At 63.3% G+C, this 19,967-nt stretch carries 16 protein-coding genes; 7 read left to right on the top strand and 9 right to left on the bottom strand.

Annotated elements, in window-relative coordinates:
• Positions 1 to 83 precede the first annotated feature (83 nt).
• The 4 genes from AB4Y81_RS20270 to AB4Y81_RS20255 all read right to left on the bottom strand — a co-directional run bounded on the left by AB4Y81_RS20270 (position 84) and on the right by AB4Y81_RS20255 (position 7,130).
• Complete coding sequence (locus AB4Y81_RS20270) at positions 84 to 1,916, bottom strand: ABC transporter ATP-binding protein (protein WP_441996732.1); 1,833 nt, start codon at positions 1,914 to 1,916, stop codon at positions 84 to 86.
• Positions 1,913 to 3,712, bottom strand: coding sequence for an ABC transporter ATP-binding protein (locus AB4Y81_RS20265; RefSeq protein ID WP_441996730.1), 1,800 nt, complete (start codon positions 3,710 to 3,712; stop codon positions 1,913 to 1,915). The genes AB4Y81_RS20270 and AB4Y81_RS20265 overlap by 4 nt, the downstream gene beginning before the upstream one ends.
• A gap of 151 nt (positions 3,713 to 3,863) precedes the next feature.
• Positions 3,864 to 4,811: a metallophosphoesterase gene (locus AB4Y81_RS20260; RefSeq protein ID WP_441996728.1), complete on the bottom strand. Its 948-nt coding sequence runs from the start codon at positions 4,809 to 4,811 to the stop codon at positions 3,864 to 3,866.
• A 3-nt stretch (positions 4,812 to 4,814) separates the two neighbouring features.
• Positions 4,815 to 7,130 (bottom strand): transglycosylase domain-containing protein, encoded by a 2,316-nt coding sequence (locus AB4Y81_RS20255; RefSeq protein WP_413304956.1) that lies wholly within the window; start codon positions 7,128 to 7,130, stop codon positions 4,815 to 4,817.
• Positions 7,131 to 7,167: 37 nt separating this feature from the next.
• Here AB4Y81_RS20255 and AB4Y81_RS20250 point away from each other — a divergent pair, with 37 nt between their 5' ends.
• From AB4Y81_RS20250 to AB4Y81_RS20240, 3 genes are read left to right on the top strand one after another with little or no spacing between them, the layout of a single operon-like run.
• A complete protein-coding gene (locus AB4Y81_RS20250; protein ID WP_011775990.1) occupies positions 7,168 to 7,323 on the top strand; it encodes a DUF4177 domain-containing protein in 156 nt (51 codons plus the stop codon).
• A gap of 2 nt (positions 7,324 to 7,325) precedes the next feature.
• The gene (locus tag AB4Y81_RS20245) at positions 7,326 to 7,862 is read left to right on the top strand and encodes a RidA family protein (protein WP_018777050.1); all 537 of its coding nucleotides are present in this window, start codon (positions 7,326 to 7,328) and stop codon (positions 7,860 to 7,862) included.
• Between the two features lie 17 nt (positions 7,863 to 7,879).
• The gene (locus tag AB4Y81_RS20240) at positions 7,880 to 8,791 is read left to right on the top strand and encodes an NUDIX hydrolase (protein WP_018777049.1); all 912 of its coding nucleotides are present in this window, start codon (positions 7,880 to 7,882) and stop codon (positions 8,789 to 8,791) included.
• 161 nt (positions 8,792 to 8,952) lie between these two features.
• On the opposite strand, the gene AB4Y81_RS20235 is transcribed toward AB4Y81_RS20240, so the two are convergent.
• On the bottom strand, positions 8,953 to 9,630 hold the full coding sequence (locus AB4Y81_RS20235) for a Crp/Fnr family transcriptional regulator (RefSeq protein WP_011775987.1): 678 nt from the start codon (positions 9,628 to 9,630) through the stop codon (positions 8,953 to 8,955).
• A 236-nt stretch (positions 9,631 to 9,866) separates the two neighbouring features.
• Between AB4Y81_RS20235 and AB4Y81_RS20230 the strand changes: the two genes are divergently transcribed.
• Entirely contained in the window at positions 9,867 to 11,051 is a 1,185-nt protein-coding gene (locus AB4Y81_RS20230; RefSeq protein WP_441996725.1) for a MarP family serine protease, read from the top strand.
• A gap of 97 nt (positions 11,052 to 11,148) precedes the next feature.
• Entirely contained in the window at positions 11,149 to 11,613 is a 465-nt protein-coding gene (gene aroQ / locus AB4Y81_RS20225; RefSeq protein WP_018777047.1) for a type II 3-dehydroquinate dehydratase, read from the top strand.
• 85 nt (positions 11,614 to 11,698) lie between these two features.
• Here the strand turns inward: aroQ and AB4Y81_RS20220 are convergent, their stop codons facing one another.
• From AB4Y81_RS20220 to AB4Y81_RS20205, 4 genes are all read right to left on the bottom strand, one after another.
• Positions 11,699 to 13,870 carry an alpha-galactosidase gene (locus AB4Y81_RS20220; protein WP_416428654.1) on the bottom strand — a complete coding sequence of 724 codons (2,172 nt, stop codon included), beginning with the start codon at positions 13,868 to 13,870 and terminating at the stop codon, positions 11,699 to 11,701.
• Positions 13,871 to 13,993: 123 nt separating this feature from the next.
• On the bottom strand, positions 13,994 to 15,358 hold the full coding sequence (locus AB4Y81_RS20215) for an ABC transporter substrate-binding protein (protein ID WP_018777045.1): 1,365 nt from the start codon (positions 15,356 to 15,358) through the stop codon (positions 13,994 to 13,996).
• Between the two features lie 71 nt (positions 15,359 to 15,429).
• Positions 15,430 to 16,356, bottom strand: coding sequence for a carbohydrate ABC transporter permease (locus AB4Y81_RS20210; protein ID WP_441996724.1), 927 nt, complete (start codon positions 16,354 to 16,356; stop codon positions 15,430 to 15,432).
• Between the two features lie 9 nt (positions 16,357 to 16,365).
• Complete coding sequence (locus tag AB4Y81_RS20205) at positions 16,366 to 17,325, bottom strand: carbohydrate ABC transporter permease (protein ID WP_018777043.1); 960 nt, start codon at positions 17,323 to 17,325, stop codon at positions 16,366 to 16,368.
• A 212-nt stretch (positions 17,326 to 17,537) separates the two neighbouring features.
• Here AB4Y81_RS20205 and AB4Y81_RS20200 point away from each other — a divergent pair, with 212 nt between their 5' ends.
• Complete coding sequence (locus tag AB4Y81_RS20200) at positions 17,538 to 18,737, top strand: Gfo/Idh/MocA family protein (RefSeq protein WP_441996723.1); 1,200 nt, start codon at positions 17,538 to 17,540, stop codon at positions 18,735 to 18,737.
• A gap of 14 nt (positions 18,738 to 18,751) precedes the next feature.
• The gene (locus AB4Y81_RS20195) at positions 18,752 to 19,771 is read left to right on the top strand and encodes a LacI family DNA-binding transcriptional regulator (protein WP_441996721.1); all 1,020 of its coding nucleotides are present in this window, start codon (positions 18,752 to 18,754) and stop codon (positions 19,769 to 19,771) included.
• The last annotated feature ends 196 nt before the right edge of the window (positions 19,772 to 19,967 follow it).

Genomic DNA, 19,967 nt, shown 5'->3' with positions numbered 1-19,967 from the left:
ACTGTTCAAGAATAGCCGAAACGTCCCGTGATGCGAAATCGGGGAGAGGGTGTCCCTCGCCACACCCGCACCCGGCACCACGACTACACCAGCGAATCCCGCCAAGCCCCGTGCAACTGCGCAAAGCGTCCGCCGCCGCTGATCAGCTCGGCGGGCGTCCCGTCCTCGACGATGCGCCCGTCGTGGACCACCAGCACCCGGTCGGCCGTCTCCACGGTTGAGAGGCGGTGGGCAATGATTATGGCCGTTCGGGCAGCGTTCCCGCCTGCGACTCCCTCCAGGAGATGAGCCAGTCCTTGCTGGACCATCCGCTCGGAAGGAATGTCCAGGGAGGATGTAGCTTCGTCCAGAATCAACACAGCCGGCGCGGCAAGGAAGGCCCGGGCAAAACCGATGAGCTGCCGTTGACCCGACGACACCCGGCCGCCCCGTTTGTTGACGTCCGTGTCGTAGCCCTCGGGCAGGCTCGTGATGAACTCGTGCGCACCAACTGCTGCGGCGGCGGCCTCGATTTCGGCGCGGGAAGCCTCGGGGCGACCCAAAGCAATGTTGTCGGCAACCGAACCGCTGAAGAGGAAGGCCTCCTGGGTCACCATCACCACGGCCCGGCGGAGGTCCGTCGTCGCCAGATCCCGCAGGTCCACCCCATCCAAGGTGATGGCGCCGGACGTGACATCGTAGAAGCGGGCCACCAGCTTGGCCAGCGTGGACTTACCGGCACCTGTCTGTCCCACCAAGGCGACCGTCTGCCCGGCCGGAATGTGCAGGTCCAAGGTCGGAACAACCAACTGGCCGTCGCTGTAGCCGAACTCCACCCCCTTGAAGTCGATCTCTCCGCGTGAGCTTTTCAAAGGCACCGGGTTTTTCGGCGGACGGACGGTGGGTACTTCTTCCAAGAGTCCGGACACCTTTTCCAACGCTGCCTGGGCACTCTGGAAGGAGTTGTAGAACATGGACATCTGGTCCACCGGCTGGAAAAAGCGTTTGGTGGAGAGGATCAGGGCGAGCAGGACGCCTACTGCGAGGTCGCCGCTGAGCACCCGGAAGCCGCCAAACAGCAGGACCACAGCCACGCACACGTTACCGATCAGCACCAGTCCGGGTTGGAAAATGCCGTTCAGGTTGATGGAGCGGACAGTGTTCTTGCGGTAGTCCTCAGCCAGTTGGCCATAGCGGTCCGCGTTCTCGCGCTCCTTGCGGAACGCCTTCACAGCGCGGATACCCGTCATGGTCTCCACAAAGTGCACGATCAAGCGGGCCGAGACTACCCGGGATTCCCGGAACGCGATCTGCGAGTGTTTCTGGTACCAACGCGCCAGGAAGAACATGGGGACACCGGCCGCGAGCATGATCAGGCCACTCCGCCAATCCAAGGCAAACACCGTGAATGCCGTGAACAGCATGAACAGCATGCCGGAGGCGAGCGAACTAACCCCGGAATCCAACAGCTCTCGCAGCGCTTCCAGGTCCGAAGTTTGCCGGGCGATGATGCGCCCGGAGGTGTACTTCTCGTGGAATTCCAGGCTCAGGCGCTGGGTGTGCCGGAAAACGCGGAGCCGCAGGTCCAGGAGCATGGCCTGGCTCAGCCTGGCTGTGGAGGTCACGTAGAGCGCGGTCATTCCGGCCGTGGCGATCGCAGCGGCCAGATAGAGGGACCCAGCCAGCACCAAGGGCCCGTTGTCGCCTGCCTGAAGTGCCGGCAAGGCGTTGTCGATCCCAAAAGCGATCAGTGCCGGCCCCGCTACGCGGGTGAGCTGCGAAACAACCACCATTGCGATCGTCAGCCAAAACCGCAACCGCACCGGGCGGATCAGCGAGGCAAGCAAGGCGAGTGACCGGCGTCGTACGGCTTTGCTGTCTGCTTTGCTGAGGAGGGTGTTGTCCTCGTTGGCGGTGCCAAAGGTTGTGGCGCTCACCGGCAAGCCTCCTCAGCTTCTTCGAGTTCGTCCAGTTCTGTATCAAGGTCCTTCGGACCGGCATCCAGGCTGGCGATGACGTAACGGTAGTGGTCGTTTTCGGCCAGCAGTTCCGTGTGGGTTCCGACGGCGGTGATGGTCCCGTTTTCGAGCAAGGCCACCCGGTCGGCCAACGCCACAGTGGAGGGACGGTGCGCCACGATCAGCGTGGTGGTCTCGCGGAGAATCTCACGCAAGCGGGCTTCCACGCGCTCCTCGGTATTCACGTCCAATGCCGACAGGGGATCGTCCAGCACCAGGACTTTCGGCTTGGCAGCTATGGCGCGGGCCAGGGCGATGCGCTGACGTTGTCCACCGGACAGGCTCAGGCCTTCCTCACCGATGAGGGTGTCCACGCCGTCCGGCAGGGAGTAGGCAAAGTGCGCCTGCGCCACATCCAATGCTTCGTCCAAGGCCGCGTCGCTGGGATCGGGCGCACCCAGCAGCACGTTGTCACGCACGGAACTGGAGAAGAGCGTGGTGTCCTCGAACGCCACTGCAACCACCTTGCGGAGTTCGTCGATGTCGAAGTCGCGGACATCCACGCCGTCGATGGTTACTGCCCCGGCTGTGACGTCGTACAGGCGGGGGACCAGTTGGAGCAAGGCGCTCTTGCCGCTTCCCGTGATGCCGACGAGGGCCATGGTTTCGCCGGGACGGATGTCCAGGGTGATGTCGTGCAGGAGGGTGCCGCCGTCGTCGAACCCGAAACCTGCGTGGTCAAAGCGCAAGGCACCCTTGACGGTTTCCGGCACCACGGCCGTCTCCGGGGAGGTGATGGTGTTCTCGGTGTCCATGACCTCGAAATGCCGGTCCAGCGCGGTCTTGGCCGTGAGCGCCATGGCCAAGAGCATGCCGGAGAATTCAACCGGGGTAGCCACCACGGCTGCGGTCGCGAAAAAGGCGACCAAGGCACCAATACTGAGCTGACCGCTCGCGGCGAGCATGACGCCAACCACCAGCCCGACACCCAAGGCGAGTTCCGGCAGCAGTGTCACCACCAAGGTGAAACCGGCCTGCTGCTTGGCTTTCGCGATCTCCGTCTGGCGCAGTTCCTCAGCCTGGCCATTGAAGTTCTCCAGTGCCTCGCGGCTCCGTCCGAACGCCTTCAGGACACGGATTCCGTGGACGGATTCCTCAACGGTGGTGGCGAGGTCGCCGGCCTGGTCCTGGCTGAGCCGGGCCACCAGGCTGAAGCGCCGCCGGAACCGGAAAGAATTGATCATGATCGGCACCGCGGCGGCGAGGAAGATGAGCGCCAGCTGCCAGCTCATGGAGAACATCACGCCGACGCCGATGATCACCGTCAGTGTCGTGACCACCAGCATGATCGCGCCGAACGCCATCCAACGGCGCAGGAAGCTGAGGTCCGTCATGGCGCGGGAGAGCAGCTGCCCGGAACCCCAGCGGTCATGGAACGCCACCGTGAGCTCCTGCAGGTGCCCGTAAAGGGTCACGCGCATCCGGGTCTCCACGGTGGTGGCCGGGTTGATCACGAACTGGCGGCGCAAGGCCACCAGTCCTGCTTCGGCGACGCCCAGAGCAAGGATCACGACGGCGGCAATCCAGACGGCGTCCGTGGTACCGCCGGGCTGCAAGGAGTTGTTGACCAAGACCCGCAGGACTTGCGGGATGGTGAGCGCGACAATGCTGGCCAGCAAGGCGCAGATCAGGCCCATGAAGAGGCGCGGGAGGATGGGCCGTACGTGAGGGTACAGGCGGCCGACGGAGGTGAAAAATGACGTTTGCTTGGACATGCCCGCTTCTCAACAGCTGGATCTTCAGATGGTGCGGAGGTAGTTTCCCGTAGCAACTACCCTATGCCATGGCGTGATTCGTTTCACAGGACCACGCACCCCAGGTGAAATGTTTGACCCAGTTATTGGGAATCGTAATGCTGCCCGCAGTTCAGCTGCGGGCTGTGAGCGTCAGCAGTACAGCCTCCGGGCGGCACGCGATGCGGACCGGGGCGAAGCGGGAGGTGCCGATGCCGCCCGAGACGTTCACCGGCGTCGTGAATCCATCGCTTTCCCAATCGTGGAGGCCTTTGGCCCGCCAGGTGGGGAGGTCGCAGTTGGAGACCAAGGCGCCGTAGCCGGGGACGCAGATCTGGCCACCGTGGGTGTGTCCGGCGATGATCAGGTCTGCTCCCGCCTGCGTGAAGTGGTCCAGCACGCGTTGGTACGGAGCATGGATCACGGCGACTTTGAGGTGCGGCCGGGCATCCTGGTTTACAGTGCCGCGGGGCCAGCCGGCGTAGCGTTCGCGGCCCAAGTGGGGATCGTCGACGCCCGAGAAGTCGAACCGCAGGCCGTTGAGCACCACGGACTGGGCGCGGTTGGTGAGGTCGATCCAGCCACTCATGCCGAAGGCGGAGCGGAGCTTGGGCCAGTCGAGCTGGAGGGGCTCGGTTTTAGGTTTCGAAGGACCACGGAAGTAGCCCGCCGGGTTCTTGATCCGCGGCGCGTAGTAGTCGTTGGAACCTGGAACGAAGACCCCGGGGAACTCCATCAGAGGCCTCAAGGCCTGGATGAGGGGGTCAATGGCCTTGGTGTGGCTCAAGTTGTCGCCCGTGTTGACTACAAGATCGGGTTTGAGGTCCGCCAGGGAATGCAGCCATTGCGTCTTCTTGACTTGGCCGGGGACAAAGTGGATGTCGCTCAGGTGCAGAACACGAAGGGGTGCCGAACCCTCAGGGAGAATCGGCAACGTTTCGCGGCGTACCTCGAACTGGTCCTTCTCCCACCACCCGTAGGCGGCAGCCGCGGTACCTGCGGCTGCCCCGACGGCTGCAGCGACGGCAAAACCGCGCCCGAAGGAACGGGCGCGGTTTGCCAGTGAATCAGCGAACGTCACTCGTTAGTCCTTGCCGGGGGCGTCGTTGTTTCCATTGCCGTTACCGTTGTTGCCGGTTCCGGTGGACGGCGCGGGGTTTGGCGCCTGCTTTGGCGCGGACGGAGTGTTGTTCGACGGTGCGTTGTTGTTGCGTTGCGGCGTCGGCGCACCAGTCAGGTTGGACGGTGGTTGCGGGAACGGGTTGGTGCCGTAGGCCGGGGCGACAGACAACATGTAGTTGGTGAACTGCGGGCCGGCGATCATATAGCCGTCGATGGACGGGTAGAACTTGCCGTTCACGGTGAGGTTGCGTCCGTAGCGAGACTGATTACCCAAAGGATCACCGAACCAGGAAGCAGTTGCAAGACCGCTGGTGTAGCCAACAACCCAAGTGGAGCCGTTTGAGTCGTTCGTGCCTGTTTTGGCAGCCACCGGGAAGTTGTTTTTTGTTGAAAGGGATGGCCTGATCAGCGAACCGGAACCTGAATTCAGCACTTCCTGCATCGCATAGGCCACACCACGAGCCACCTCGGGCTTCACGGCGTCCTTGCAGCTGGAGGACTGCGCGGGGAGGTCAGCTCCCGACTGGTCCTTCACTGAGGTGATGGCGATGGGTGCACAGTACTTACCATCGGCTGCGAACGTCGCGAAGGCGGTAGCCATGGTCAAAGGAGCTGTCTGGGTTGAACCGATCAGGTTGGCCAGAGTTGTCATGGGGACCTTGGGATTTGGGTCCGTGATTTTGCCTGTGTTGTCGCGGGCGGGGAGGCCGCCATGAATGCCTGTGGCGTCAACGATGCCTTGGATCCCGCACAAATCAACTTGGGCCGCTGAGGCAAACGTGGCTGTGTTAATCGAATTTTTGAGGCCGTACAGGACGGTCATGTTCCTGTAGTAGCCCTCGTCTGAGTTCTGTAGGTCGAAGGTCCCATTTGTTGAGTCGTACCAGCCGACGGTAGGCGCGGGGCATGTGTTCTTCCAAGGGAAGTTCTGCGGATACCTGCGAACGGCCGCATTGACATTGGTTTCCATCGACTTCCCCTCATTCAGCCACTGGGCGAACGTGAAGGGTTTCATCGTGGAACCGGGCTGGAACCCACCGATGCCGTTGAGGTCGTTGCCGTTGGCGTCGACCACATCAACGTTGAAGTTCTGGGTCTGATCGAACTTGCCCTCTTGAGGGAGCCACACGGTGTTCTGAGCCATGCTGACGATCTGTCCCGTGCCCGGCTGGACAGAGACGATTGAGGCGCCCCACTTGTCCGGGTTGGCACCCGCCGTGGCGTCAACCTGCTGCTGAGCTACGTTCTGGGCGGTCGGGTCGAGCGTGGTCTGAATGGTCAGGCCGCCGCGCATAACGCGCTTTTCGCGTTCCTCCGTGGTGTCACCGTAAGCCGGGTTGTTCAGCAGGAGGTGCAGAACATAGTCGCAGAAGTACGGAGCCATGGTGGCGTAGGCGCAACCCTGGCGGGCCGGGGTTACCTTGGTGGTCACGGGCGTGGCGACAGCTTCGTCGTACTGGGCCTGGGTGATCTTCTTCTGGGCCAGCATGGCGTTCAGGACAAGGTCGCGCCGCATCTTCGAGTTGTCCGGGTTGGTGATCGGATCGAAGGCAGACGGGCTGTTGACCAGGCCGGCAAGCAGCGCAGCCTGGGGAAGCGTCAGGTCTTTGGCGGTGGTGCTGAAGAAGAACTTGGACGCAGCTTCGATGCCGTAGGCATCGCGGTTGAAGAACACGATGTTGAGGTAGCCCTCAAGGATCTGCTCCTTGGAGAACTTCTTCTCCAGGGCGATCGCGAGCTTCATTTCGCGGAGCTTGTCGCCCACGCCCTTGTTAACACCGTTGAGGAGGACGTCGTCACCCTTGCCCGACGCCACCAGTGACTCGTTGATGACGTTGTTCACGTACTGCTGGGTGATGGTGGACGCACCCTGCTTGTTGCCGCGGGCGGTGCTCACCAGTGCTCGCATGATGCCGGTGGTGTCGATTCCGCCGTGCTCATAAAAACGGCTGTCCTCGATGGCGATGACAGCGTCCTTGATGAAAGGGCTCATGGAATCCAGCGGAACCTTGGTGCGGTTCTCTGCGTAGATCGAGGCGATCGGCGTACCGTCTTTCGCCAGGATCGTGGTGTTCTGGCTGGGCGGATCCACTTGGAGCTCCGCCGGCAGAGTGTCAAAGAACTGGATTGAACCACTTGCGGCACTGCCCGAGACGGCAGCGGCGGGGACCAAAAGTCCCGCCACCAGGACGCCACAGATCGCACTCACGCCAAGGAAACCTAAAATCTTTCCGAGGGTGGTGGCAGTATCGAATATGGGGTTCTTGCGAGTCACCATGTTTTCCAGTTTACCGGCAAGGGCTAGGCTTTCTGTCATGACCAAATGGGAGTACGCCACGATTCCGCTCATTATTCACGCCACCAAGCAGATCCTGGACCAGTGGGGCGAGGACGGCTGGGAGCTTGTCCAGGTTGTCGGCGGCCCCGATGGCAAGGGCCTTGTCGCATACCTTAAGAGGGAGAAGCAGTAACCATGACCACCCCCGCAGAAACCACCTCTCCCGCGGAATCCGGCGCCCCGACGTCGGCCGTTGAGCAGCGTCTCGCCGAGCTCGGACTGACCCTTCCCGAGGTCGCCGCCCCCGTAGCCGCCTACGTCCCTGCCGTCGTCTCCGGCAACTACGTTTACACGTCCGGACAGTTGCCCTTTATTAACGGCAAACTCGAAGCTACGGGCAAGGTGTCTTTGGGCGAGTTGGGTGCCTCGGACGAGGCAACTGTTGATCCCGAAGAAGCCAAGCGCTACGCCGCCGTCTGCGCCATTAACGCACTGGCTGCCGTCAAGAGCGTCATCGGCGACCTCGACCGCGTAACCCGCATCGTGAAGGTCGTCGGATTCGTATCCTCCGAACCCACCTTCACCGGCCAGCCCGGCGTCATCAACGGTGCGTCGGAACTTCTCGGACAGGTATTCGGCGACGCCGGCATCCACGCACGTTCCGCCGTCGGCGTTTCCGTGCTGCCCCTCGACTCTCCCGTAGAGGTCGAGCTCATCGCTGAATTCAGCTAAGGAACCGGTTCACCCAATTGCCGCAGCTTGCCCGCCGATTGTTTGTCCTCCCTCCCGAACTTGAGGGGGCAGCACAAAACTGGCTTGAACTCGGCGAGCGGACCCCCAGGGCCGCCCGCTACGCATCATCCGTTGTTCTTCTGCGCGACTCGCCCTCCGGCTTGGAGACCTGGCTTGGATACAGGCCAGGCTCCTCGCCGTTGGGCGTTGTGGCGTTCCCGGGCGGTTCCCTGGACCCGTCCGACGACGACCCCGTCGGTTGGGTAGGCCCCTCACCCCAGCATTGGGCTGAGCAGATGGGAACAGACGACGTCGGACTCGCCCGCCGTCATGTGGTGGGTGCCATCCGTGAACTGTTCGAAGAAACGGGCGTCCTGTTGGCCGGACCCGACGCTTCCTCCACAGTGGAGGCCAACTCCACTGTGGACTGGATGCGTGCCCGCGAAGCCGTGGCCTCCCAGGAGAAGTCCTTCACGGAGATGCTCACCAAGCGTGGGCTTTCCCTGCGGACGGATCTGCTGAAGCCGCTGGTTAACTGGCTCAGCCCGGACTTTGCGCACACCCGCTTCAACACCCGGTACTTTGCCGCAACCGTGCCGGTGAACCAGCAGCCCAGCATCCTTGGCAGTAAAGGTGTGTGGGGCCGATGGGTGTCCGCGGCAGAGGCCATTGCCCTCCGCGAGACGTCCGCCCTCGGCGACGAAATCGCCCAGCCAAACACTGTGGGCCTGGCCCTTGGGCAGCTTTTGGTGCCGGGCTCCGAAATCATGCTGGAAAAGATGGCCCACGCCAACGGGTGCATCGCGTACCTGAGCTACAAGCGCAAAGCCCACGTCTACCAGCCCAAACTGGTGGACGAGGGCGGCATCCTGATGCTCGAAGTCGAAGCCGCCAAGACCGTCGCGGGGGAGCCGCAGCGCGAACGCTGACGCTTGCTCACGTTCCGCGTGCTTGAGCCTGATGCTTCCTCACGTTCCGCGTGCTTGAGCCTGATGCTCCCTCACGTTCCGCGTGCTTGAGCTTGACGCTTACTCACTGGACAACAAAAAAGCCGCCCCGGGTTCCAAACCGGGGCGGCTTTTCTTGCGCTTTAGCGTGAACGCTGGCGGAGGCGCTGCATGTCGAGAATGACGACGGCGCGGGCTTCCAACCGCAGCCAGCCACGCTGGACGAATTCGGCCAGTGCCTTATTGACGGTCTCGCGGGAAGCGCCCACAAGCTGGGCCAGTTCTTCCTGCGTGAGCTCGTGGGCAACCAGGACGCCGTCGGTGGCCGGGCGGCCGAAGCGGTCGGCCAAGTCCAGGAGTGCCTTGGCCACGCGGCCGGGTACATCGGAGAAGACGAGGTCGGAGAGGGAGTCGTTGGTGCGGCGCAGGCGGCGGGCCAGTGCCTGCAGCAACTGTGCGGAGACCTCGGGACGCGTGCGAAGCAGTGCGTTCAGGCTCTCGTTCTTGAGGCCGGCAAGGCGGGTCTCGGAGACAGCCGTGGCCGTTGCCGTACGGGGGCTGGGGTCGAACAACGCCATTTCGCCGAAGAGTTCGCCCGGGCCGAGGATGGCCAGCAGGGACTCGCGGCCGTCGGGGGAGGTGCGGCCGAGCTTCACCTTGCCGGAAACGATGAAGTAGAGCTGGTCACCCTGGTCGCCTTCGCGGAACACGGAAGCCCCGCGTGAAAGGTCCACCTCTGTGAGTTCGTCCGTCAGCAAGCGGAATGCGTCGTCGTCAAGGGTGGCGAAGAGGGGTGCGCGGCGCAATACCTCGATGTCCATGAAATCTCCTGAATATAAGTTTCGGTCGTGGCGCTCCAGCCATTGTTTCAGAATTTTTGAGCTTCTGTGACGTACTTGGCACGCGAAACGCTGAAATGGCGCGGGTTTGGGGCGTTCCAGGGCCCAAACGACGGCACGAAAGGGGCGTAAGACCGCCCTGCCGAGGTGATGTGACTAACGGTTGGCTGTCAGGGTGCACAACTACAATTGGCGCTACCCGGCTATGAGGAGCATTGGTGTTTGGCTTGACGATATTGGATTTGGCATTGATCTTGATGCTCCTGTCCTACCTGATCTATGGCCTGCGCAACGGCTTTATGGTCACTTTGGGCGGAATTGCAGGATTCATTGTTGGCGCCATCGCCGCGTTCATTGCCGTACCTCTCGTCAGCAACTGGGTGACCGACAGCGGCTGGAGGCTGACCGCCACGGTGGGTGCCGCCGTCGTACTTATTGCGTTGGGACATGGGCTGGGAACCATGATCGGGCGCAAAATCCGCCACGCGGTGCGGATCAAGCCGCTGCATGCCATGGACCGGCTGATCGGTGGCGTCGTGAGTGTGGTGGTTGCCGCGCTGGTGATGTCCATGTTGGCCTTCAGCATCAGTTCCTTGGGCGTGCCGTTCGTGTCGCAGCAGCTGGCGGAATCCCGCGTCATCCGCTACATCGACAACATCACGCCCACACCGGTCAAGAGCACCATGGCGCAGTTGCGCTCCACGGTGATCGGCGACGGCATTCCGAAGCTCATTGAAGGCATCGGCCCCGTCACGCCCGTGCCCGTTCCCAATGCATCCACGGACACCCCTGCGTTGAACCAGGCCGCGGAATCCGTACTGAAGATTGCCGGTACGGCCTTCGAATGCGGCCAGAACCAGACCGGGTCCGGATTCGTCGTATCGCCCGGGCGCGTCGTCACCAACGCGCACGTGGTGGCGGGCGTGTCGCAACCCGTTGTGGAAGTTCCCGACGGCGGTGCGTTGCCGGGTCGCGTGGTCTACTTCGACCCCCAGCGGGACATTGCGGTCCTGGCCGTGGATGGACTGCAGTCCAGCCCTCTGCCTCTGAGCCCGGACCTGCCTGACGGAAGCCCCGCCGCTTTCGCCGGCTACCCGCATGGCGGCCCGTTCCAGTCCAAGCCCGCCACGGTGCAAGGAATTTCGCCCATTTTGGTGCCGGACATTTATGGCAACAATCCTTCCCCGGAGCTCGTGTACAAGCTTGCCGGCGACGTTCAACCGGGCAACTCCGGCGGCCCATTGCTGACGATGCAGGGCCAAGTGGCGGGCCTGATCTTCGCCAAGACCACCACGGACGCCGCCCTGGGATTCGCCTTGACCATGACCGACCTGGAACCGGTAGCGGCCCAGGCTCCCGGACTCAGCGAATCGGTCTCCGCCGGGCAGTGCACCCGCAAGTAGCGGCTCTTCTCTCACATGGTGAGTGTTTTAGCTTGGTGCTCTCTCATACTTTGGTCGTGATTCCCGGACACCCGCGAGCAGCTATAGATTGGGAGCCATGACTGAAGCCACCCCCGCCACCGAAGCCGGTCGCGGCACCATCCTTGTGATCAATGGACCCAACCTCAACCTTCTGGGCACGCGCGAGCCCGAGAAGTACGGAACCTCCACGCTGGCCGACGTCGAGCAACTCGCCATGACGGCAGCCGCTGCCCACGGGTTCACCGTTGACTGCGTGCAGTCGAACCACGAAGGCGACCTCCTGGATGCGATCCATGCAGCCCGCGGAACCGCCGTCGGAATCGTCATCAATGCCGGGGCCTTCACGCACACGTCCGTGGCTCTCCGCGATGCCCTCGCGGCGGTGCAGCTGCCCGCCGTCGAGGTCCACATCACCAACGTCCACCAGCGCGAAGAGTTCCGCCACCACTCGTACCTTTCCGGCGTCTGCAACGCGGTCATCGCCGGTGCCGGGGTCCTGGGCTACAAGCTGGCCATCGAATACCTGGCAGAGGCCGTATAAACCCCTGCCGGTGAGTGAGGGTTCCCGGGAAGCCCGTGGGATGTGAGTAAGGGTTCCCGGGAAGCCCGTGGGATGTGAGTGAGGGTCAGAGGGCGGTGAAACGCAGGAGGACTGCGTGCTCCGGGTTCAGGACGGGCATCGGCAGCCCCACTTCGCCCAGGAACCGCCCGGTAGCCTCTGCCCCGGAAGCCAACCACGGTGCCGGCTTGGCCTCGATGAACGTGTGTCCGTAGTCGGCATCGACGGGGGCCGGGAACAGAAGCTCCACCCGGTAGGAACGTAGAGGATCCAACCCCGGTATCGCCACCAGCCCGATGCGCTCGGCGAAGCTCGTCGCCGTCTTGACCACAGCGAAAAGCGCCGCGGTGGCGCCCGCTGGAGTGCCGCCGTCGTGCTCTGAAGCCACGACGCCGTGCACCATCAGTGACTCGTCCGGCACGTCGGCCCGCACCATCCGCCCACTGTGGATCAACGCGCGGTGGTCCTTGTACAAGGCGATGAAGCGCTTGAGCTCCTCGCGATCAGCCGCCGTGACAGAGCGGACGTCCCACTCCATCCCGAAGTGACCGAACAAGGCCGTGATGGCGCGGAACGAAAGGTCGTGGGTGCGTCCGGTCGTATGGGACGTGGCCGGCCCAATGTGCCCGCCGACCAGTTCCGGCGGAACCACCAGGCCGGTCCAGCGCTGGATGGTTTGCCGTTCAAGGGCGTCGTTGCAATCCGAAGCCCAGATCCGGTCCGTCCGCTCCAGAATCCCGAGGTCCACGCGGGCGCCTCCGGAGGAGCAACTCTCGATTTCCACGGTGGGGTGCGCCGCCCGGAGGGCATCGAACAACCGGTAGGCGGCCAAGGTCTGCCCATGGACCGAGGCGCGGCCGCCATGACCGTGTTCCAGGAGATCCCGGTTCTGGTCCCATTTGAGGTAGCTGATGGTGTTTTCGCGCAGCAGGGTGTCGATCCGGTCGTAGACGTACTGCCAGGCTTCGGGATTGACGAGGTCGATGACGTGCTGCTGGCGCCATTCGAGCGGAAGCCGGCCGCCGTCCTTGTACGAAGCAGCGGAAGGGCCCACGATCCACTCGGGATGCTCACGGGCAATGTCCGAATCCAGGTTCACCATTTCCGGCTCCACCCAGAGCCCGAATTCCATACCACGGGACGTCACGGCGTCGATCAAAGGAGTGAGGCCGGCGGGCCACAAAGTCTCATCCACGTACCAGTCGCCCAGTCCGGCGTTGTCGGACCGACGCCCCCGGAACCAGCCGTCGTCGAGGACGAACCGCTCAACACCGAGCTCGGCAGCAGAACCCGCCAGCTCGATCAACGTGTCCAGGCTGTGGTCGAAGTAGACCGCCTCCCAGGTGTTGAGGACCACTGGGCGCGGTGTGCCCACATGGTGCGGACGCGAGCGGAACCAGCTGTAAAACGCCTCGCTGATGCCGTCCAGCCCACGGTCCGAGTAGGCAGCAAACAGCGCAGGCGTCGTGTAACTTTCGCCGGGCTGCAAGACGACTTCAGCGGATCCAAGCAGCTCGGATCCACCCACCATGGTCCGGCCATCGGCAACGCTGTCGGCAAACTGCTCGTGATTGCCGCTCCATGCCAGGTGAGTGGCCCACACTTTGCCGTGGCGGTTGCCAAAGCCCGCGGTCCCGGCGGCAAGAAGCAGCGACGAATCGTGGCCTGTGCGGCCGTGGCGTCCGGTGCGGACCCAGGTTCCTTGCTGGATCGCCCGCCGCTGCGGGTGCCGTTCACGGCACCAGCGCCCGGTCAGGTCCAGGAGTTCGACGGCGTCCGGCGCCACCGGGAGCATGGTTGCCAGCTCGTCCACCTGGAAAGGCGACGAGCCGTCGTTGGTGGCAGTGTGCCGCATTTCGAGAAGCCCGCCCGGGTGCAAGGTGAGGTTGCTGGTAACCGAGATGCCGGCGTCGGGATCTGACTGAAGCACGACGGCGGTGGTGCCGTCCGTCGTCGCACGCACCACGCGCAGGCGAACGGAGAAGTCAAAGCCGGGTACGCCGTCGGTGATGCGGTGGCCGCGGAGCCCTTGCCTGCCCTGCCACGATGACGATGCCTGGGGGAGGAGCCCGGCGGGGACATTGGCGTCGATGGACGACGGCGGGATGGGTTCGTTGAGGATGGCAAGGTCCGGCAGGGAATCGCCCAGATCTGCTCCCCAGTGGGTGATCTCAGCCTCTCCACGGTGGGTGCTGATCACCAGGCTGGTACCTGCGGAACGGAGATGGAGCGGTTGCATGTTGTGAGTCACTTTCAGCTGGGGTGGGCTCTGGGCCCTGGACGAAAAAGTTGTGGGGCCCGTACTGCGCGCCTGAGGGGCGTCAGAGTGCGCCGAGCGGGCCCCACAACGGGAGGGTTGTTACTACTTCGCGAAGAGTGCGTTGACTTGCTCGTTGGCGGCTGTCAGCGAGCTGGCCGGGGCCTTGCCGGCGAGCACCGCGTCCACGGCAGGCTTCATGATTCCGGAAACCTTGGAGGCGTTGTCCGTGATCGGGAGCATGAAGGTGGTCTTGTCCTTCACATGCTGGGTGAAAGCGCTGACGTCCACATTCTTGGCCTTGAAGGCGTCTGCGGCCTTCTCGGAGGAGGTGGTGATGGCCGGGAAGACAACAGCCTTCGAAGCTACGACGTCCTGGCAGGCGGCGGAGCCGAGGTATTCCACCCACTTGACGGCGGCGTCCTTCTTCTTGGTGCCGGCCCACACGGAATCGGCCAGGCCGTTGAACATGGAAGCGCGCTTGCCATCGGGGCCCTGGGGCGTGGGGGCGATGCCGAGGTCGATGCCCTTGTAGCTGGTGTACTGGCCGATCATCCAGGAGCCGTTGCTGTTGATGGCGGCCTTGCCTGCACCGAAGTTGTCGGCGGCGTTGGCGCCAACCGTGGTTTCAAGCTTGGGCATGTAGCCCTTCGCAGCGAGCGAAGCCCACCAGCCGATGGTGTCCTGGAGCTTCTTGTCGTCGTAGTTGAAGTGAGTGCCCCAAGGGTTCTTGTCTGTGGTGGTCCAGCCGGTGGTGGCGGACAGGTAGCTCCACTGGGTCTGGCCGGCGTTCTCGGCATCGGAACCCGGGAGGCCCAATCCGTAGACGGCAACGTTGTCCTTGTCGAAGCCGGCTTCGTCGCCGCGCTTGCCGTTCTTGTCGACCGTGAGGTGGGCGATGACCTTCTCGTACGTGCCGCCGTCCTGCGCGTTCCAGGTCAGGGAGCCCATTTGTTCCGGGGTGATGCCGGCGTCGGCGGCCATTTTCTGGTTGTAGAACAGTGCCACGGTGTCCCAGTCCTTGGGCAGGCCGTAGCGCTTGCCGTCCTGGCCCACCCAGAGGTCAGCGAGGCCTTCGTTGTACTGGGAAAGGTCCACGTTGTCCTTCGAGACTGCGTCATCGAGGGCCACCAGCTGCTTGGTCTTGAGGAAGTCCGGGTACTTGGACAGGTGGTCCGTGAAGACGTCCGGTGCAGTACCGGAGGCCATGCCGTTGGTGAGCTTGGACCAGTAGTCGTCCCAACCGGTCTGGGTGATCTTGACGGTGATGTCCGGGTTGGCTTTGGTGAAGTCGGTTGCGCACTGCTGGTAGGCGGGGAGCTGGTTGGCGTCCCAGAGCCAGTAGTTGATCTCGCCCTTGGCAGAGTCTCCGCCGGAACTGCCTCCGGAGTTTCCGCCGGAGCAGGAGGACAGCGCAAGGACGGCGGCTGCCGCGACGGCGACGGCGCCGATTGCCTTCTTGTTCATCATGGTTGGTCCTTTCAGGACTGGATGGGTGCGTGCCGGCGCATGCCGGTTTCCGCGTGAGCAGGTGGAGAGAGCTATTTGGTGCCGTTGAAGCCGATGGAATTGACGATCCGCTTGCCGAAGATGGCGAAGAGGATCAGCACGGGCGTGGCGGACACGAGCGTTGCGGCCATGAGCCCGGACCAGTCCGGAGCGCCTTGCGGGGACTGGGATTTGAAGACTCCCAGTCCCACGGTGAGCACCCTGGATTCCTCGGAGGTGCCTACGAGCAGGGGCCAGAAGTATTCGTTCCACTGACCCATGAAGGTCAGCAGCGCCAAGGTCGCGATCGGGGCAGCGGCGTTGGGCATGATGATCTGGAAGAAGATCCGCCAGTGCTTGGCGCCGTCGAGCATCGCAGCTTCTTCCACTTCCCTGGACATGTTCAGGAAGAACTGGCGCATGAAGAAGATCGCGAACGGCGTCATGAACAGGTACGGCAGCACGAGTCCGAGCATGGAATTGAGCAGGCCCAGGTTCTTCACGAGCAGGAAATTGGGCAGGGCGGTGAAGATCGGCGGGACGAGCATGGTGGCAAGGAACAAGGAAAAGACCGCGTCGCGCCCTTTCCACCGCAGCCGGGAGAATGCGTAGGCGGCCATGGAGCTGAAGAACACCGCGCAGGCTGTCGTGATGCYGGCGAAGAGCAGGGAGTTCCACAGGTACTGCCAGAAATTGATCGAGGCGCCGGAGCCGCCTTCTGCGATGGCTTCGGAGGCAGTCTGGAGGCCGAAGACCCGCTTGAACGCGCCCAGGTTGAAGTCGGCCGGGAGCAGGTTGGCGGAGTTGGCGGCGAGGGAGCCGTTGGAGGACAGGGCCGTGCGCAGCACCCAGTAGAAGGGCAGGATGCTGACGGCGATCGCAAGGGTGAGGAGGGTCAGGGCGATGGCGCGGCGCCAGTTGAAGGGGCGGCTGAACGGGCGACGGCGGCCGGTGTTCGTGGGTGAGGTGAAAGTGGTCATGGCGTGTCCTTAGTCCAGGTCCGACTGGTTGCCGCGGAGGAATTTCATCTGGATAAAAGCGACGATGGCGAGGATGAGGAAGAGGATGACAGCCAGGGCGGATCCGTAGCCGAAGTCCTGCTCGTTGAAGGCGCGCTGGTAGATGTAGAACTGCAGCACGCGGGTGGCGTTGACGGGACCGCCGGCCGTGGTGACCGCGACGGTGTCGAAAACCTGGAAGGAACCGATCACGGTTACTACCAGGACCAGTACCAGAACGGGTCGCAGCAGCGGGAGGGTGATCCGCCAGAAAGTGTTCATGGCCTTGGAACCATCAATGCTGGCGGCTTCGTAGACGCTGTTCGGGATGGCCTGGAGTCCGGCGAAGATCAGGAGGGCTGTGTAACCCATGTGCCGCCAGGTGTTGATGAGTGCTTGGGTGGGGATGGCCCATTGCTCGCTGCCGAAGAAGGCTACGCGGGGCAGTCCGGTCCATTCGATGATTTGGTTGATGATGCCGATCTGGTAGTCGAGCATCCAAAACCACAGGAGAGCCGCGATGACGTTTGCCATCAGGTACGGCATCAGGAGCGCACCGCGGATGATGGTCGACTTTGCGACGCGGTGCATCAGGATTGCCAGGCCCAGGGCCAGCGCCGTCTGAAGGACGATGTTGATCACTACGTATTCCGCCGTGACGCTCAAGGCGTTCCAGAACAGCGGATCCTTGGCAATGCGTTCGTAGTTCCGTGCGCCGATCCATTCCGGGTCGCCGAGGATGCTGTATTCGGTGAAGCTGAGGTAGATGCCCCGGATGGTGGGGACGAGGTAGAAGAGGATCAATCCGACCATCGCTGGAGCTATGAAGAAGAGTGCGACCTTCAGGTCTCCGATGCCGCGGAACCCGTCGGATGGTTTTCCCCGCTTCCGTGACTTCCGCGGCGCCTTGGCCGAGAGCCCCGGATCCGGTTGCTTGGTGAGCGTGGTCATCGTCGACCCTTTCGTGGGAGTGATGCTGGTAACAACTGGAGGTGAATCTACACGAGTAGATTTTGGGTTGGCAAGAGCTGACGCACGATTTTGATGAAAAATGTTCAGAAATGTTGTTTCTGTTGACTCGTGTAGATCGTGATGCGAAACTCGTCCGTACGTGTCATGCGACAGACAAACGGCTGCACCCGTAGCCACAGGAAAGGTAAACAATGACGTTTTCGATAGGTGTTGTGGGCGCCGGGCAGTTCGGCAGCCAGTTCGCCCACCTCTTCAAGCTCCACCCCGGTGTCAGCGAGGTCTACGCGGTGGACGAGCTGCCTGAACGCGCCGCCGCAGCGCAGGAGCGCTGGGGGCTGGACGGCACCATGGCCTCCTTCGAGGATCTGTTGGAGTCCGACGTCGATGCTGTCGCCATCTTCACGCAGCGGTGGACGCACGGGCCCTTGGTGGAGCAGGCCCTCCGGGCCGGAAAGCACGTCTACTCAGCGGTTCCCATGGCCATCTCCGAAGAAGAGATCGAGCGCATCATCGAGGCCGTCCGCGAGACGAAGCTGGTCTACGCCATGGGCGAGACCAGCTACTACAACCCCGCCACTGTCTTCGCCCGGCAGCAGCACCAGGCCGGCAAATTCGGCCGGATCTTCTACACCGAGGGCGACTACGTCCACGACATGGACCTCGGCTTCTACGAGGCCTACCAGTACAGTGGCGGGGAACGGTGGAAGGAAACTGCCAGCTACCCGCCCATGCTCTATCCCACGCACGCCATCGGCGGGGTCCTGGGCGCCGTGCCCGGACATGCGGTCAGCGTGAGCTGCATCGGGGTCAAGGACCAGCGGGGCGACGGCGTCTTCGACAAGGACATCAGCATGTTCGCCAATGACTTCTCCAACGCGACCGCACTGTTCGAAATGAACGACGGCGGTGCGATGCGGACCAACGAGATGCGCCGCGTGGGCTACCCCTCGCACATCCGGGAGTCCCGGTTCCGCTTCTTCGGCACCGAAGCCAGCTTCGAGCAACTGGCAACCACCACAGTGTGGCAGGACAAGTCCACTGTGGAAGACGTATCCGAGCAGGTGGAAACGAAGCCCACCATGTCCGCCGATGATCCCTCACTGGCTGACGTGGCTCCGGAGCTGCGGGACGCCTTCATCTCAGGACTGGCCCCGGTTCACGACCAGTCCCGCCTCCCGGAAGAGTTCCTCGGGGCGCCCAATGGACACGAGGGCAGCCACCAATTCCTGGTGGACGACTTTGTGACGGCCGTGAATAACCGCAGCCTTCCGCCGGTCAACGCTTGGGTGGCTGCCCGCTTCACCCTTCCCGGCATCGTGGCCCACGAGTCCGCACTTCGGGGCGGGGAGCGTCTTCCCATCCGCGACTTCGGTGATGCTCCCGTGGAGTAGCTAGCATTTACCCCATGACAACAACAGCTGTACAAACCCCGCGCGGCCCGGTTACACGCAAAGACGTGGCCCGGTACGCCGGGGTGAGTACCGCCGTCGTGAGTTATGTGGTGAACGGTGGGCCCAAGAACGTGGCCCCGGCAACGGAAGCCAAAGTCCGCGAAGCCATCCGCGTCCTCGGCTACCGGCCCAACGCCGCGGCGCGCGCGCTGAAGCTGGGTTCCAGCGAAACCATCGGCGTGGTGGTGCCGGACAACACCAACCCGTTCTTCACCCAGCTTGCCCACGCGGTGGAGGACGCCGCGGCCGAACTTGGCTTCGGCATGGTGCTGACGAACTCGGACGGAAGCCTGACCCGCGAACGCAAGAACATCCGGACCCTCGCTGCCCGGCAGGTGGATGGGGTGTTCCTGGCCAGCTGTGTGTTCGATCCCGATGTCACCGAACTGGAAGCCTCGGAAATCCCGGCTGTCCTCCTGAACAACGCAGGATCCCCGCCCGTCTTCAACAGCGTCGGAGTGGACCTGGAGGCCGGGGCACGGGCGGCGGTGGGTCACCTGATCGGCCATGGACACCGCAACATCGGCCTGGCGATCGGCACCAACACCGGCAACCAGCTGGATGGCCGTGAGGTCGGCTGGCTCGCCGCCCTGCGCGAGGCCGGGTTGCCGGACGGCCCGATGCTCCACGGCCCCTTCAGCCGTCCCGGAGGCTACGAAGTGGGCAAACGGTTCCTCTCCATGGCGAACCGTCCCACCGCCATCTTTGCCAGCAATGACATGCAGGCCATCGGCATTCTTCGCGCCCTCCACGAAGCCGGTGTCCGGGTTCCCGACGAGTTGGCCCTGGTCTCGTTCGATGGCTCCCTGGACGCCGAATACAGTTGGCCGGCCCTCACCACGGTTGCCCAGCCGGTCAAGGCGATGGCACAAGCGGCAGTCCGGGCCCTAGTGGGCAAGAGGCGCGGCGAGGAACTGCAGCACCAGATCCTGCCTACCGAGCTCATCATCCGGCAGTCGTGCGGCTGTCAATAGCTCCGCCGAGGTGGCATTTGATGACAATGTTTGATGGGCGTCTTCAGGTGGCTAGTGCAACACCCCTGTAGTTGGAGGGGTGTCATGGTCAAGAAGTTGCCGTGGTCGGTTCGTGCGTGTGCGTATGAGCACTTGCTGGCGGGTGAGGACCGGGTGAGGACACGGGACGAAGTGCTGCCGCGGCTGGGGTGTCCCG

Source organism: Paenarthrobacter sp. TAF1 (assembly GCF_052113825.1).
Lineage (GTDB): Bacteria > Actinomycetota > Actinomycetes > Actinomycetales > Micrococcaceae > Arthrobacter > Arthrobacter nicotinovorans.
Note: the sequence above shows the minus strand (reverse complement) of the source record. Positions and strands in the feature narration are given on the sequence as shown.

Coding starts and splice junctions, on each gene's coding strand:
- AB4Y81_RS20205 (WP_018777043.1), bottom strand. CDS start 17,325: ATGACCACGCTCACCAAGCAACCGGATCCGGGGCTCTCGGCCAAGGCG.
- AB4Y81_RS20195 (WP_441996721.1), top strand. CDS start 18,752: ATGACAACAACAGCTGTACAAACCCCGCGCGGCCCGGTTACACGCAAA.
- AB4Y81_RS20255 (WP_413304956.1), bottom strand. CDS start 7,130: ATGGTGACTCGCAAGAACCCCATATTCGATACTGCCACCACCCTCGGA.
- AB4Y81_RS20215 (WP_018777045.1), bottom strand. CDS start 15,358: ATGATGAACAAGAAGGCAATCGGCGCCGTCGCCGTCGCGGCAGCCGCC.
- AB4Y81_RS20200 (WP_441996723.1), top strand. CDS start 17,538: ATGACGTTTTCGATAGGTGTTGTGGGCGCCGGGCAGTTCGGCAGCCAG.
- AB4Y81_RS20235 (WP_011775987.1), bottom strand. CDS start 9,630: ATGGACATCGAGGTATTGCGCCGCGCACCCCTCTTCGCCACCCTTGAC.
- aroQ (WP_018777047.1), top strand. CDS start 11,149: ATGACTGAAGCCACCCCCGCCACCGAAGCCGGTCGCGGCACCATCCTT.
- AB4Y81_RS20250 (WP_011775990.1), top strand. CDS start 7,168: ATGACCAAATGGGAGTACGCCACGATTCCGCTCATTATTCACGCCACC.
- AB4Y81_RS20220 (WP_416428654.1), bottom strand. CDS start 13,870: ATGCAACCGCTCCATCTCCGTTCCGCAGGTACCAGCCTGGTGATCAGC.
- AB4Y81_RS20245 (WP_018777050.1), top strand. CDS start 7,326: ATGACCACCCCCGCAGAAACCACCTCTCCCGCGGAATCCGGCGCCCCG.
- AB4Y81_RS20265 (WP_441996730.1), bottom strand. CDS start 3,712: ATGTCCAAGCAAACGTCATTTTTCACCTCCGTCGGCCGCCTGTACCCT.